The 12573-nt window shown below is 55.0% G+C and carries 15 protein-coding genes and 2 tRNA genes; 12 read left to right on the forward strand and 5 right to left on the reverse strand.

The genetic code is table 11. The features are described 5' to 3' along the window. The first annotated feature begins 35 nt into the window (after nt 1-35). Nucleotides 36-111, forward strand: a tRNA-Gly gene (locus QLQ17_RS08560). A gap of 37 nt (nt 112-148) precedes the next feature. After that, nucleotides 149-222 (forward strand) — tRNA-Cys (locus QLQ17_RS08565). A 17-nt stretch (nt 223-239) separates the two neighbouring features. Here the strand turns inward: QLQ17_RS08565 and QLQ17_RS08570 are convergent. The 5 genes from QLQ17_RS08570 to QLQ17_RS08590 all read right to left on the reverse strand — a co-directional run bounded on the left by QLQ17_RS08570 (nt 240) and on the right by QLQ17_RS08590 (nt 3967). Then, nucleotides 240-926, reverse strand: coding sequence for a helix-turn-helix domain-containing protein (locus QLQ17_RS08570; protein WP_283209168.1), 687 nt, complete (start codon nt 924-926; stop codon nt 240-242). A gap of 152 nt (nt 927-1078) precedes the next feature. Then, nucleotides 1079-1687: an SCO family protein gene (locus QLQ17_RS08575; protein WP_283209169.1), complete on the reverse strand. Its 609-nt coding sequence runs from the start codon at nt 1685-1687 to the stop codon at nt 1079-1081. After that, nucleotides 1684-2523, reverse strand: coding sequence for a cytochrome c oxidase assembly protein (locus QLQ17_RS08580; protein WP_283209170.1), 840 nt, complete (start codon nt 2521-2523; stop codon nt 1684-1686). Before QLQ17_RS08580 ends, QLQ17_RS08575 begins: the two co-directional genes overlap by 4 nt. A 108-nt stretch (nt 2524-2631) precedes the next feature. Further along, the gene (locus QLQ17_RS08585) at nt 2632-3294 is read right to left on the reverse strand and encodes a transglutaminase-like cysteine peptidase (RefSeq protein ID WP_283209171.1); all 663 of its coding nucleotides are present in this window, start codon (nt 3292-3294) and stop codon (nt 2632-2634) included. Between the two features lie 7 nt (nt 3295-3301). Next, nucleotides 3302-3967: a type II secretion system protein N gene (locus tag QLQ17_RS08590; protein WP_283209172.1), complete on the reverse strand. Its 666-nt coding sequence runs from the start codon at nt 3965-3967 to the stop codon at nt 3302-3304. A gap of 154 nt (nt 3968-4121) precedes the next feature. On the opposite strand from QLQ17_RS08590, the gene gspE reads away from it, so the two are divergent. The 10 genes from gspE to QLQ17_RS08640 are packed head-to-tail and all read left to right on the forward strand — an operon-like array spanning nt 4122 to nt 12551. Then, nucleotides 4122-5630 (forward strand): type II secretion system ATPase GspE, encoded by a 1509-nt coding sequence (gene gspE, locus QLQ17_RS08595; protein ID WP_283209173.1) that lies wholly within the window; start codon nt 4122-4124, stop codon nt 5628-5630. A 4-nt stretch (nt 5631-5634) separates the two neighbouring features. Beyond that, nucleotides 5635-6849: a type II secretion system inner membrane protein GspF gene (gene gspF / locus QLQ17_RS08600; protein WP_283209174.1), complete on the forward strand. Its 1215-nt coding sequence runs from the start codon at nt 5635-5637 to the stop codon at nt 6847-6849. 55 nt (nt 6850-6904) lie between these two features. After that, on the forward strand, nt 6905-7342 hold the full coding sequence (gene gspG, locus QLQ17_RS08605) for a type II secretion system major pseudopilin GspG (RefSeq protein WP_502867368.1): 438 nt from the start codon (nt 6905-6907) through the stop codon (nt 7340-7342). Next, the gene (gene gspH / locus QLQ17_RS08610) at nt 7343-7897 is read left to right on the forward strand and encodes a type II secretion system minor pseudopilin GspH (RefSeq protein WP_283209176.1); all 555 of its coding nucleotides are present in this window, start codon (nt 7343-7345) and stop codon (nt 7895-7897) included. Continuing rightward, a complete protein-coding gene (gene gspI, locus QLQ17_RS08615; protein ID WP_283209177.1) occupies nt 7894-8268 on the forward strand; it encodes a type II secretion system minor pseudopilin GspI in 375 nt (124 codons plus the stop codon). Before gspH ends, gspI begins: the two co-directional genes overlap by 4 nt. Next, the gene (gene gspJ, locus QLQ17_RS08620) at nt 8265-8984 is read left to right on the forward strand and encodes a type II secretion system minor pseudopilin GspJ (RefSeq protein ID WP_283209178.1); all 720 of its coding nucleotides are present in this window, start codon (nt 8265-8267) and stop codon (nt 8982-8984) included. The genes gspI and gspJ overlap by 4 nt, the downstream gene beginning before the upstream one ends. Beyond that, on the forward strand, nt 8977-10008 hold the full coding sequence (gspK, locus tag QLQ17_RS08625; RefSeq protein ID WP_283209179.1) for a type II secretion system minor pseudopilin GspK: 1032 nt from the start codon (nt 8977-8979) through the stop codon (nt 10006-10008). Before gspJ ends, gspK begins: the two co-directional genes overlap by 8 nt. 22 nt (nt 10009-10030) lie before the next feature. Beyond that, the gene (gspL, locus tag QLQ17_RS08630; protein ID WP_283209180.1) at nt 10031-11335 is read left to right on the forward strand and encodes a type II secretion system protein GspL; all 1305 of its coding nucleotides are present in this window, start codon (nt 10031-10033) and stop codon (nt 11333-11335) included. Nucleotide 11336: 1 nt separating this feature from the next. After that, nucleotides 11337-11867 carry a type II secretion system protein M gene (locus tag QLQ17_RS08635; RefSeq protein WP_283209181.1) on the forward strand — a complete coding sequence of 177 codons (531 nt, stop codon included), beginning with the start codon at nt 11337-11339 and terminating at the stop codon, nt 11865-11867. A 15-nt stretch (nt 11868-11882) separates the two neighbouring features. Further along, a complete protein-coding gene (locus tag QLQ17_RS08640; RefSeq protein ID WP_283209182.1) occupies nt 11883-12551 on the forward strand; it encodes a GNAT family N-acetyltransferase in 669 nt (222 codons plus the stop codon). Nucleotides 12552-12573 lie beyond the last annotated feature (22 nt).

Genomic DNA, 12573 nt, shown 5'->3' on the forward strand with positions numbered 1-12573 from the left:
CGGTCGAATCCGTAGAATACGCCCACGTTGATCAAGCGGGAATAGCTCAGTTGGTAGAGCACAACCTTGCCAAGGTTGGGGTCGCGAGTTCGAATCTCGTTTCCCGCTCCAATTCAAGCCTTATCCGATGTCTTTCGGACAGTATCCCGGCGCGGTGGCAGAGTGGTTATGCAGCGGACTGCAACTCCGTTAACGCCGGTTCGATTCCGACCCGCGCCTCCATTTTTCTCCAGATTCCGTTAACCACCGGATTTCACGACACGAGCGATCGTTGACCTGGAAACCCCTGTTTCACGGCAGATCTCGGACCAGCTTTTCCCATCCTGCAAAAGCTCCATAATGCGTTCGTGTTTGTGGTGATCGACGGGCCGCCCTTTGTATTTTCCCTGTTCTTTTGCCCTGGCAATTCCTTGCAATTGTCGACGTCGATGGGTTTGGTAGCCTTGTGAGCTCGAGATTTCCAGCATATCCAGCATGACGCCGGTGAGTTGCTCGGCGACCATCGCCATTCCACTGTCACCGGTGACCATTGCCCAGGACGACTCGACGTCCAGCGATACCAGCCTGAGTTTCCGTTCCCTGATTTTCTGACGAAAGTGGTCCCAGTCATCTTCCAGAAGGTTGGGAAGCGAATGTGCCTGGTTCACTAAAAGCACATCGCCAGGTCTCGCTTCTCTCAACAGCCGGTGCAGTTCCTGTTTCGAATAATTCGTGGCTTTGCGGGTCGAGCGTCCCTGCGTCGCTATTGCCAGCCCTTTATCACGCAGAAGTCGAAAAAGCCCTGAGCGGTGTTCGGCAGGGCGTTGTTCGTTGTAATAAACACCAACTCGGTGCCCCTTTTTACGGGCAAATTCCTCGAACGGCGCTTTGCCAGTGGCAGCGCTCGTCCCAGCATCGGAGGAATTCAGGAAGGCACGTATCAGCAAGTCAGCGCTCTTGGTTCGACATGGTTGGTTTTATATTAGTTGAGACTCGCCAAGTGGCAAATGAACACGGCATCGGATGAAAAAACGTCTTTTGGTTCGATTAATGCCATCCAAATCGTACCACCTTTCATGGGAAAGGCTTCCGGTGGGTCTCAAGCTCTGCCCGTGGCGAGCGCCAAAATATCTTCCCTTATTTCGTCCACGCTCTGCTCGGGTCTGACCAGCAAGCGGGCTCGACCCTGGCGATCAAATACATAAACCGCGCCACTGTGTGATACCGCGTAATTGCCCTTTTCATCAGGGTCTTCGTAGCCAAAGGTTGTCCGGTAACGCTTGCTGAGTTGCCGCAGATTTTTCTCAGGACCTGTCAGGCCGGTTATGCGATCACCGAAGAACTCGACGTAATTTTTGATTCGCTCTGGCGTGTCCCGTTTGGGGTCCACGCTGACAAACAGTATCTCAACGTTCTTTTTAGCCTCGTCTGGAAGCTCTTTGACGACCCGAGACAGCTTCTGAAGGGTTGTGGGGCAGATGTCCGGGCAGGAGGTAAAGCCGAAAAACATCAATCTAACCGCGCCCGCATTGGCTTCGGCGGTTACCGGCTCACCGGAGGCGTTGATCAGTTCATATTCAAGCTCCGGCATCAGGCCGCTGATGTCTTTGGCATTCCAATTCCGGTCGCTGTTCGAGCAACCTGCGATCAGAATCATTAGGCTGAGAACCCAGATGAACCTGTTTTGAACGGTTGCCGGAATGTTCATTGAGTGACCTCCTTTGCCCGGGCGTGGGTAGGCCGATTGACATCGTCCCTCATCGCCCTGCGTAAAATTATCAGTATGCCGAGAATGCTCATCATTGCCGGCGGTATCCATGTCAGCAGGCCGCCTAGTAACTGATCGGTCTCCGGAGGCATTGGCCAGGCACGTCCGCATACTTCGTATACGTCATAAACCATACCTCTAGAGAACACGATGATTGCGCCAAGAATCATCTGGGGAATAGCTACCACGGCCAAACACAGCATTCGCTTGCCGTAGCCGAGGGCGTTCGTGGTGATGGGAGACCTGGGATCAAAGATAAGCCACCAGAACAGCAAACCGTCCAGCAGCATGCTCCAGTTCATGACCCAGTAGAGGTCCCGGCTGAGCATGGCATCAAAGTGTATCGGTGGCCAAAGCCATAAATAGATGAGGCCGAAAAACAGAAAAGAGGCCAGCGCCGGTTGTTGCAGCACTCGGTAAATCCACCCGACTGGCGCCAGATACGGTCTTAGTGCCTTTGGAATCTGGCGATAAAGGTGTTGCATGACCGGCAATGGGTTGGACAAGGCAATCAGTATTGGTCCCAGGTGGTGAAGAATCAGATGCTGGCCGCGGTGAACGAAGAACATGTACTGGGAATAGTAATCGAAGCGTGTCTGCATCACCGCATAGCACAGCAGAACGCCTAGACAGAACACAAAAATCCGACCACCGCCCGGGCGTTCCGATTCCGGCATGCCAAACAGGCCATAGGCGTAAAAACCAAGCACCAGTACATAGGCGAGTATGGTCAGAGGCGAGAAATCGTAGGGAAGCAGGTACTCTGCGGCGGACATCATCGTTGCCTTGGTCGAGTGGGCCTTGCCCAATAAGGGTCAAAAAAACCAGCAAGAGTGTTGCCGGATTACTGCCGATATTCAAGTCCCAGCGTGTCGATCCTTGCGTTATCTGAGACTTTCGATAATCCGGCTGTTCAGATCCTGCCAGCGGCTGAGCTTTTTGGCCTCGCCGATCCGTTTGTCGCCGCCTCTGCTGCGATTGAGCCACAGGCCATCGCCGTTAAAGCTGTAGACCGGCACGAGGTCCTTACGTTCCGAGGCCGGCTTGATGTCGCCCGTCAGATTGTCCAGTATCAGCGGGTCCGCCAGGGGTGTTGGATACCAGGCCAGTACCATATGAGCCTGATTCAGTTCGAGTGCTTTCACGTAAACAATACGTAACTGCTCGTCAGGAACGCCCATCGCTTTGAGGGTGAGGTACTTGGCTATGGAGAAATCTTCGCAATCGCCGCCGTTCGTGGCCAAAAGCTCCACAGGTGTCGCCCAATAGTCTTCCTCTCCCCAGTGACGAATGTCATTAACAAACCGGACCTGGTTGAAAAATGCATTGACTCTCTCGAGCTTGAGGGGGAACGCCCAATCTTTGCCTTCATCGTTGAGAGTTTGCCAGTCGATAAGTCGCTGACCGGCCTGTTCACCGAATTCGGTCTGAACGTAGCGCAGCAGTTCTTCGCTGATCCTGACGCTGGCCAGCGCAATGCCGGTGCAAAGCAGGGTGATTAGCAGGTAGCGTGTAATAGGGGGTAACCGCCTGACCCGTTCTCCCATAGCCGCCTCAGTTGTTATTTCTCAGGCGGTTGCGAAGTTGCTCGAGGCGTTTCCGGATCTCTTCCCGGCGGCTGTCGCTGGCGCTGTTACTTTCCGGCCCGCCAAAGCTGGCAGGTCGAGCTGGTTGCTCGACGTAGCCAGCCTGAGCCGCATTGACGTTTTCCGAGCCTGTGTCATTAACCGCCACATCCATTCCCGAGCGGTCTTCGTCTTCTGGGAAATACAGGCTTTCCAGTGCGCCTGATCGTTCGATCACAATGCGATCGGGGCGCACGGTTTTTAACGTGGCGTTGCCCGGCAGTTCTTCCCCAACGATGTAGGCCTCTGTATTTCTCTTGGCGTCTTCCACAAGAGCGCTTCCGGGAAAATCGCCTGAAGCAGACATGACGCCACGCAGGACCAGTTGCAGGTTGGTCTCCGGAAGGTTGTCGATATCAGGTTCTTCAACGACTTCAGCCTGATCCTCGTCCCCAAACAGTGATACCTCGCCAAGATTGATATCAGGCGCCTGAGTCGAGACCGTTCTGGGTTCAGCAGACGTTGTAGCCAAGCCCGCAGCCTGGTTCTGTTCAGCCTGCCAGAATTGATAACCCTGCCAGGAAGTGGACGCCACCATGGCCAGTAGGGCGGCGACCGCAAGTAAAAGTGGGAGTCTGGAACTGATCAAGGGCATTAAGTGTCTCGGTCTTACGGGCTAACCCGTTAAAAAGTCCACAGGTTATCAGACTGTAAAGTTTAATTGGCAGTATAGTGTACCGGGTTATTCAGCGGTTCCAATTCCTGTGGTAGCCTTCAAAATTATTTTAAAAATAAGGACTCAGGCAACAGTGGAGACAGACACCGAAGTACAATCGCAGGATGCGCCGGTCGGCCGCCTTCCTTTCCTGTTTGCGAAGCGCAACGGTGTCATTCTCACTCGGGACGACGATGGTGAGGCCATTGTCCTGGTCAAGCCTGGGGCTGGTCACGCTGCTATGGCGGAGGCGAACCGTATTAGTGGAGGCCAGGCCAAATTTGCCACCATTGATCCTGATCAGTTTGATTCTGCCCTCAACGCTGCCTATCAGAACGATTCTGCCGAAGCCATGCAAATGGTGGAAGGCATTGGCGACGACATGGACCTGGCATCGTTGGCGGAATCGGTGCCCGAGACGGAAGACCTGCTAGAGCAGGAAGACGATGCCCCCATCATTCGGCTGATAAATGCCATTCTGACAGAAGCCGTAAAAACCAGTGCGTCGGACGTCCACATTGAGACCTACGAAACCCGCCTTGTAGTCCGGTTCCGGGTAGACGGGGTGCTGCGAGAAGTCGTTCAGCCAAAACGGGCGCTGGCGCCCCTGCTGGTATCCCGGATAAAAGTCATGGCGAAACTGGACATTGCAGAAAAGCGGGTCCCTCAGGACGGCCGTATTGCATTGCGGGTCGGCGGCCGCGAAATTGATCTTCGGGTGTCCACCATGCCGTCCTCCAGTGGTGAAAGGGTCGTGCTGCGACTGCTCGACAAGCAGGCAGGAGCGATTCGCCTGGAATCTCTGGGGATGGCGCCAGGCGACCTGAAAACTTTGCGTCGTTTGATTCAGCGCCCTTATGGCATATTGCTGGTGACCGGCCCAACCGGTTCGGGTAAATCGACCTCTCTGTATGCGGCTCTTCAGGAGATAAACGATCGCACTCGTAACATTCTGACCGTTGAAGACCCGATTGAATATAACCTGCCCGGTATTGGTCAGACCCAGGTCAACACCAAAGTCGACATGACGTTTGCGAGGGGGTTGCGGGCCATTCTGCGGCAGGATCCGGATGTGGTCATGATTGGTGAGATCCGCGATATAGAAACTGCAGAGATCGCTGTTCAGGCCAGTTTGACCGGCCACCTGGTGTTTTCCACTCTGCATACGAATACCGCCGTGGGCGCCATTACCCGCCTGATGGACATGGGCATCGAACCGTTTCTGATTTCTTCAAGCCTGGTTGGGCTGGTTGCCCAGCGACTGGTCAGGGTGCTCTGCCCGGAATGTCGTGAGCCTTATACGCCCACCGAAGAACACTGCGAATTCATCCAGAAGGATCCAGCCAACCCGCCGACTCTGTATCGCGCCACCGGCTGTGAGGCCTGCAATCAGTTGGGATACCGGGGCCGGATCGGTATTTACGAAGTCGTCGAGGTCAACGAAGAGATCAGCGGACTGATCCACAAACGGGCAGGGGAACTGGAGCTCGAGCATGAGGCGCGACGCCATGGGCCGAGCATCCATGCCGATGGCGTTCAGAAAATACTGGATGGGGTTACGACGGTTGAAGAAGTGCTCCGTGTAACCCATCGGAGCCGCTGAACTCATGCCTGCATTCGAGTACAAAGCGCTTGACCCGAAGGGCAAGCAGAAGAAAGGCGTGATGGAAGCAGACGCGCCAAGAGCGGTTCGCCAGTTACTGCGTGAGCGGGGCATGACGCCCCTGGAAGTGGAACACGCCACCGAAAAACAGAAGCAAAGCGGTAGCCCTCTTGTCAGCCGGGGCGCCATCAGTGTTGCTGATCTGGCGTTGATTACTCGACAGCTCGCCACTCTTATCCAGTCGGGTATTCCTATTGAGCAGGCGTTGTCTGCGACTTCCCGCCAGTCCGACAAGCCTCGAATCCGAAGCATGTTGATCGCCATCCGGGCGAAGGTCATGGAAGGTTATAGCCTGGCCGACAGTCTTGGAGAGTTCCCTCGCGCTTTTCCCCGGCTTTATCGGTCGACAGTCGCCGCTGGGGAGCATGCGGGGCATCTGGACCTGGTGCTGAATCGTCTGGCGGATTACACCCAGACACGTCAGGAATCCCGCCAGAAAATCCAGTTGGCTGCCATTTATCCGATCATCCTCAGCATCGTTGCGATCGCCATTGTGGTGTTTTTGCTGACCTACGTGGTACCAGACATCATCGATGTGTTCGTTAACCAGGGGCAGGATTTACCCGCACTAACCTCGGCACTGCTGTCTGTGTCAGACTTTATTGTCGATTACGGCATCTACGTGGCGCTGGCGATAATACTTGGCATCGTTGGCTTTCGCATGGCAATGAAAAAGCCGGGCTTTCGTATTCGGGTCCATAAAAGGCTCCTTGATACTCCGCTGTTTGCCAACATGATTCGTGGTGTCAGCACGGCCCAGTACGCCAGCACACTCAGTATTCTGACGACCAGTGGCGTTCCCCTTGTAGAAGCTATGAGAATCGCCGGTGAAGTACTTGGCAACGACCATTTGCGGGCAGTGCTGAGGGACGCAGCGCGAAAAGTCAGCGAGGGTGGCTCATTGCATAAGGCGTTGGATCAGACCGGGTACTTTCCACCCATGATGTTGCACATGATTGCCAGCGGCGAGGCCAGCGGTGAACTGGACAGCATGCTCGAGCGGACAGCGGCCATGCAGGAAAATGCCTTGCAGGCGAAGATTGCCACCATGGTAGGTCTGTTCGAACCGTTGATGTTGCTGTTCATGGGCGGCGTGGTTCTGGTCATTGTGCTGGGCATCATGTTGCCGATTCTGAACATGAGCAATCTGATCGCCTGATTGACTCGGCGACACACAATTTATAGAGAGGCAGTAAGCGATGAGGAGCAAACTCTTGAAGCAAACATCCAAACAACGGGGCTTTACCCTGATTGAAATCATGGTGGTGCTGGTCATTCTGGGCCTTCTGATCGCCATCGTCGCGCCCAATATTATTGGTCGTGGTGACGAGGCCAGGGTAACGGCAGCGGAAGCCCAAATGAGGAACATTGCTAATGCGCTGGATCTTTACCGTTTGGACAACAGCCATTACCCCTCAACCCAACAGGGGTTGGAGGCACTGGTTTCCAAGCCCAGTGGAAGCCCCGAGCCCCGGAACTGGAACCCGGACGGTTATATGAAATCCGTTCCCGTGGACCCCTGGGGTGCCGAATATCAGTACATCAGCCCAGGCACGGAAGGCCCATATGATCTTTATTCCTTCGGCGCCGACGGACAGGAAGGTGGTGAAGGCGACAACGCGGACATCAGTGTGTGGCAGGTGCAGAAGTAAGTGGGTTTTAGATCACCGCAACGGTCTGCAGGCTTTACGCTGATAGAAATACTGGTCGTTTTGGTGGTGGTCGGAATGCTGGTTGCGCTGGCCACATTCACGCTCGGCGGAAACTCCTTGCGCCGGGACCTGGACAACGAAGCCCAAAAACTCTTCCTGCTTATGCAAACAGTGTCCGAGCAGGCCATTATCAACAACACAGAACTGGGGCTGGTTCTGGAAGAAGATGCCTATCGTTTTGTTGCGTACGATGAGCAGAGGGGCTCCTGGAAGCCTTCCGGGGAGCGCCTGTATCGCCAGAGAAAAATGCCTGAATGGCTGGTGGTGACGGAGTATATCGAGAACGATGCGCCCAGGCTTGCCAGCTCAGAGGACGATGAAATTCGGCCAGATATTGTGCTTTTTTCCAGTGGAGAGGCCACACCGTTTGAGCTGGAACTGACTCTCGACTCTCCCAGTGCTGTTAACGACGACTATGTTCACCGAATTGTCTCTGACGGAGTATCTCCCATTGAGTGGCAACATCCTGGCAGAGAGGCAAGCGAGGAGCCATGAGAAAGGCGCAGGGCTTTACCCTGATTGAGGTGCTGGTCGCTTTGTTGGTTTTCAGCATCATCGCGACGGTGGCTGCCCAAATGAGCAGCCAGTACATATCTACTTACGAACGGGTTCGTGACAAGACACTCGCGGGCTGGCTCGCCGACAACCAAATCAACGAACTTCGTCTTCAGGAAGCTGCGCCTTCAGTGTCCCAGACCACAGAAGATCTGGATTATGGCCCGTCACGCTGGCGGGTAGAAACGACCGTTCTGAACACCCAGGATCCGGCAATCAGACGGGTAGAGGTGTCCGTCAGCAAGTTTCGCGGTGATGGCTCGGAACCGGCCCAGCTGCATTCGCTGTCTGCCTTCGTGGGGACTCAATGATGCGTAGGGAACGGGGTTTTACGTTACTGGAGGTGCTGATCGCCATTGGCATTACCGCCGTTGTCGGGCTCGGCGTGTGGCAGGTGCTGTCTGGCATTGTTCAGGCCCGGGATCGCGTGGATGAGTTGGCCGTTCAGTTCGAAGCCCTGCAGCGCACCATGTTGTTTCTCGAACGCGATATTACCCAGGCGGTTAACCGCCCGGCACGAGACATCTATGGCGATTTTGATTACGCCATGACGAACCGTGAAGCAGACTACGCATTGATGCTGACTCGACAGGGATGGCGGAACCCGCTCGGAATCCGTCGAAGCACTCTCCAGCGTGTGGGCTGGGAATACACCGGCGACACGATCAGGCGTCGTTACTGGGTGTCGCTCGATCAGGGACAGGAAGACGAAAGCCGCGATGTGCTGATGCTTCAGAACGTTACAGATTTCCAGGTACGCTTTCTGGATGACGAACAGACCTGGCAGGAAAACTGGCCTGGCGATGAGAGCATGGCAGCGCAAACGCTGGGGTCTCGACCCGATATGGGGCTGCCTTCAGGGTTGGAAGTGATTATCGAGCACGAGCGTTTTGGCTTGCTGACCCGGACGTTCATCCTGCCGAACTTTGATGCGGAGAAAGCCCAAAACGAAATCAACGCCAGCTCTGGCGGAGTTGGTGAGGGCGAAGATAACGCCGAAGAATCCGCCGGGGGTAACAGTGGCTAAACCCCAACGAAGCTTGACCAATTCTGGGCAGCGGGGAGTGGCGTTGATCATGGTGTTGCTTGCCATGGCATTGGTGACCCTGATTGCGGCTGGTATGGCGCCCAAGCAGGAGCTGCGCATTTTCAGTGCCGGCCACTATCTTGCACAGCAGCAAGGTTACAGTATTGCGCTGGGCGCGGAAGCGTTCGCGAACCGGATTCTTGTCAGAGATTTCGAAGACGACAAGGAAGACAATGGCCTGGTCGATAGCCTGGACGAACTCTGGGCCTCCAATTCTGCCGTGTTACCGGTTGAGACCACGGAAGAGGGGGATGCCAGGGTCATTGCCGTTGCCGAGGTGCAAATCGACGGCCTTGGAGGACGGCTAAACCTGAATGATCTGGTTCCCGGAGGCGACAGCGTGGATCCAGTGTCCAAAGACCGATTCAGTGCCTTGCTGGAGGTGCTGGAGATTACCGAATTTCGAGTGGATGCGCTGATTGACTGGATAGACACCAATGATCAGACCATTACGGCCTATGGCGCAGAAGACGGGCGATATCTGGTTGCAGACCCTGCCTACCGCGCAGCCAACCAACCGTTCACCAGCGTGACCGAGCTTCGGCTGATTGAAGGCATGACAGAAGAGGCCTACCGGGCTCTGCTTCCACATGTGGCCGCCTTGCCAGTATCAGGTGCGGGTATTAATGTGAACACGGCAACGGCAGAAGTGATCGCGGCATTGCATACTGAGCTGAGTCTGGCACAAGGGAAGGCCGTTGTTGAAAAGCGCGCTGAAGAGCCCTTTGAAACGGTTCAGGAGTTCTTGAAACTGGATGAGTTCGCCGGGTTAGGACTAAAAACAGCAGGGCTGAAAGTAAACACGCATTTTTTTGAGGTCGTGTCCCGGATTACCTACGATAACAGGGTGGCAAACCTGATCAGCACCGTCTATCGAAGCCCGGAAGGCGAGATGCAGACCGTCAGACGAGACACAGGCCAGAAAAATCGAATCACGAAGGAACCGGTCTCCGTTCCTGAATAACCATAAAGGACTCATACTCAGCATGTCTTACCGCCTCTACGTTAGGCCAACGGCTCCTTTCCAGGGCCCCGACGCTGACCTGGCAGAACAGCGCTTCAACTGGGCACTGCTGGATGCCAGTGGTGATAGTCAGGCCCATGGAAGCGGGGACAGCCGTGAGACCATTGAGCAGACTCTCGCCCAGAATGACCTGAAAGGGGTACGCCTGATCGGTCTGATTCCAGGCGAAGAAGCCCTGTTCTGTCTGGCCGACATACCAGCCAAGCAGAGTCGCTTTATCCAACAGGCGTTGCCGTTTGCCGTCGAAGAGCAGATCGCCCAGGACATCGAGTCGGTGCATCTGGCGCTTGGCCCTCATACCGAAAATGGTTATCAGGTGGCGGCGATCGATCATCGCCAGATGGGTCACTGGATTGAGCTGTTCAGCGGTTGGTCCCACGCAGTTCTGGAAGCGATTTATCCAGATGCTTCTCTGTTGCCAATTACCGACAATGGCTGGTCCATTTGCCTGGATGGCGATACGGCCATGATGGCCAATGATCAGGGCGAATGGTTATCCGTGCAGTCCCGGAATCTTGGAATGTTTGTCCAAACCCTGTCGGCACCGCCGTCGGAAGAAGTGGTCGCGGAAGTTCCGGTGACTCTGTTTGCCACCGAGAATGAGTTTGACCATTCGCAGGCAGACATTGGGTTGCTCAAGGGTGCCGCGAGGCTTGCCGTAAAAGAGCAGGTTCTGGAGCTGATGCCGTTGGAATTGCTGGCACACGCCCACCACCATCATTTATGCGCACCGATCAATCTTTGCCAGGGCGGTTACAGCATTCGACGTAAAAAAACCGGTGTTTTTGGGGTCTGGAAACCACTGGTCGCCGTCGCGAGTGTCTGGTTTATCCTGCAGGTTGCTGTTGAGATCGGGTTTGGGTATTACCACTCGGAAAGAGCGGAGCAGGTTCAGGAACAGGCGATGGGCATCTATCGGGAGTTTTTTCCTAACGATCGCCGAACCACCGCTGGTAACGTCAGGCGTGTTGTGCAGGGGCAGTTAAACCAGCTTCAGGAACGTGGTACCGATGCGGGTTTTATTGCGCTGATGAAATACACCGGCAGCGAATACACCAAGCTGGCGGGGGCGGACTCCGTCGTCTTCAACTCGGTTAACTACAGTCAGAACCGGGGTGAACTGGTGGTGGATGTCAGGGCTGATTCCTACGGAAAACTCAGCGCGTTGCGAAACGGCCTGTCCGATAAGGGGCTTGAAGCCCAGATTGGTTCGGTGGTTAATGAAGCAGACGGCGCTCGTGGCCGGTTAACGGTTTCAGGGGGTTGATATGTTAGAGCGAATCAAGGAACAACCTCTGGTTGGCAAGTTGACCGCACAGTACGATCAGTTGCCGCGCCGTGATCAGCAGGCGCTGATGGTACTGGCGATTGCCGTATTTTTGGGCATACTCTATTTTGCAATCTGGCAGCCGGCGGCGTCCTTTCACGATCAGGCGATCAGTGATCGGGAGAGCGCAGAACAACTGCTGGCCTGGATGGATACCAACAAACCGGCGCTGCAGCGTTTGGCCGGCGGTGCTTCTGGCCAGTCGGGCAGCAGCGTCAACAAACCGGAGGACGCACGTGCGTTGATGGCGTTGGTGACACGCACAGCGGGAGATTCCGGACTGGCTTTGCAGCGTTTTGAGCCGAGCGGCGACGATGCCATCCGTGTCTGGCTGGATCAGGTTCCCTTCAGTCAGGTTGCCGGTTGGCTTGAACAGCTGAATATCGACAATGGTGTCGAGATTGAACAGGCATCCATGGATCGCCAAGATGAACCGGGCATGGTGTCTGTTCGTCTGACTTTGACCATTTAACAGGATAGTTAAGCGATGACCGCTGGCAAAAGCGAACACAAGAACACTTCCGAGCCAACCATCGTGCGCCTCGATGCCAGTGCGCGCAACGAAGCCATTTCCATTCTCGTCCATGCTTATAAAGACGAAGCCACCTTTCAATATTTGTTCAACCATCGAAAACCGGGGTATCAACAGAGAGTCAGGGCAACCGTTCGTGAGCTGATTGATCTGTACTTCGAGCTGAATCAGGAGGCCATCGGAATACTGGTCAACGACACTCTGGTGGCTGTGGCCTTCATCGGGGATCCCGATTTGCGCCTGAATCTTGGTGGGCAAATAAGCTGGCGCATACGCATGGTGTTGACCGCCGGCTTTGCGAGCACCAGGCGGTACATTGACTATCATGAGCGTATTAAAGCCCTGTTGCCGCAGCCCCAGGCCCATCAACTTCCGTTGATGGGCGTGAAACCAGACTATCAGAATCGCGGGTATGGAAGGCTGTTGTTAAAAACCGTGGAAACACTGTGCGCAGAAAACCCTCGCGGTAGCGGACTGGTCCTGGATACGGGCAATAGCCGCTATCTCCCGTTCTACGAGTCTGAAGGTTTTCGAAGCATTGGCACGGTGCAGCTGGGTGACTTCGAAGACCACGTGCTATTTCGCGAAGTTCGTGGAACCGAAAAAAACGCAGGTTCCCAGTAAACCCCATTTCGTCATAATCAGG

Origin of the sequence: Marinobacter sp. CHS3-4, from assembly GCF_030053415.1 — a bacterium.
Taxonomy (GTDB): domain Bacteria; phylum Pseudomonadota; class Gammaproteobacteria; order Pseudomonadales; family Oleiphilaceae; genus Marinobacter.

Bases quoted from the DNA above. Each gene is read 5' to 3' on its own strand.
- gspL (WP_283209180.1), top strand. From the start codon at position 10,031: ATGTCTTACCGCCTCTACGTTAGGCCAACGGCTCCTTTCCAGGGCCCC.
- QLQ17_RS08640 (WP_283209182.1), top strand. From the start codon at position 11,883: ATGACCGCTGGCAAAAGCGAACACAAGAACACTTCCGAGCCAACCATC.
- QLQ17_RS08635 (WP_283209181.1), top strand. From the start codon at position 11,337: ATGTTAGAGCGAATCAAGGAACAACCTCTGGTTGGCAAGTTGACCGCA.
- QLQ17_RS08585 (WP_283209171.1), bottom strand. From the start codon at position 3,294: ATGGGAGAACGGGTCAGGCGGTTACCCCCTATTACACGCTACCTGCTA.
- gspI (WP_283209177.1), top strand. From the start codon at position 7,894: ATGAGAAAGGCGCAGGGCTTTACCCTGATTGAGGTGCTGGTCGCTTTG.
- QLQ17_RS08580 (WP_283209170.1), bottom strand. From the start codon at position 2,523: ATGTCCGCCGCAGAGTACCTGCTTCCCTACGATTTCTCGCCTCTGACC.
- QLQ17_RS08590 (WP_283209172.1), bottom strand. From the start codon at position 3,967: ATGCCCTTGATCAGTTCCAGACTCCCACTTTTACTTGCGGTCGCCGCC.
- QLQ17_RS08575 (WP_283209169.1), bottom strand. From the start codon at position 1,687: ATGAACATTCCGGCAACCGTTCAAAACAGGTTCATCTGGGTTCTCAGC.
- gspJ (WP_283209178.1), top strand. From the start codon at position 8,265: ATGATGCGTAGGGAACGGGGTTTTACGTTACTGGAGGTGCTGATCGCC.
- gspF (WP_283209174.1), top strand. From the start codon at position 5,635: ATGCCTGCATTCGAGTACAAAGCGCTTGACCCGAAGGGCAAGCAGAAG.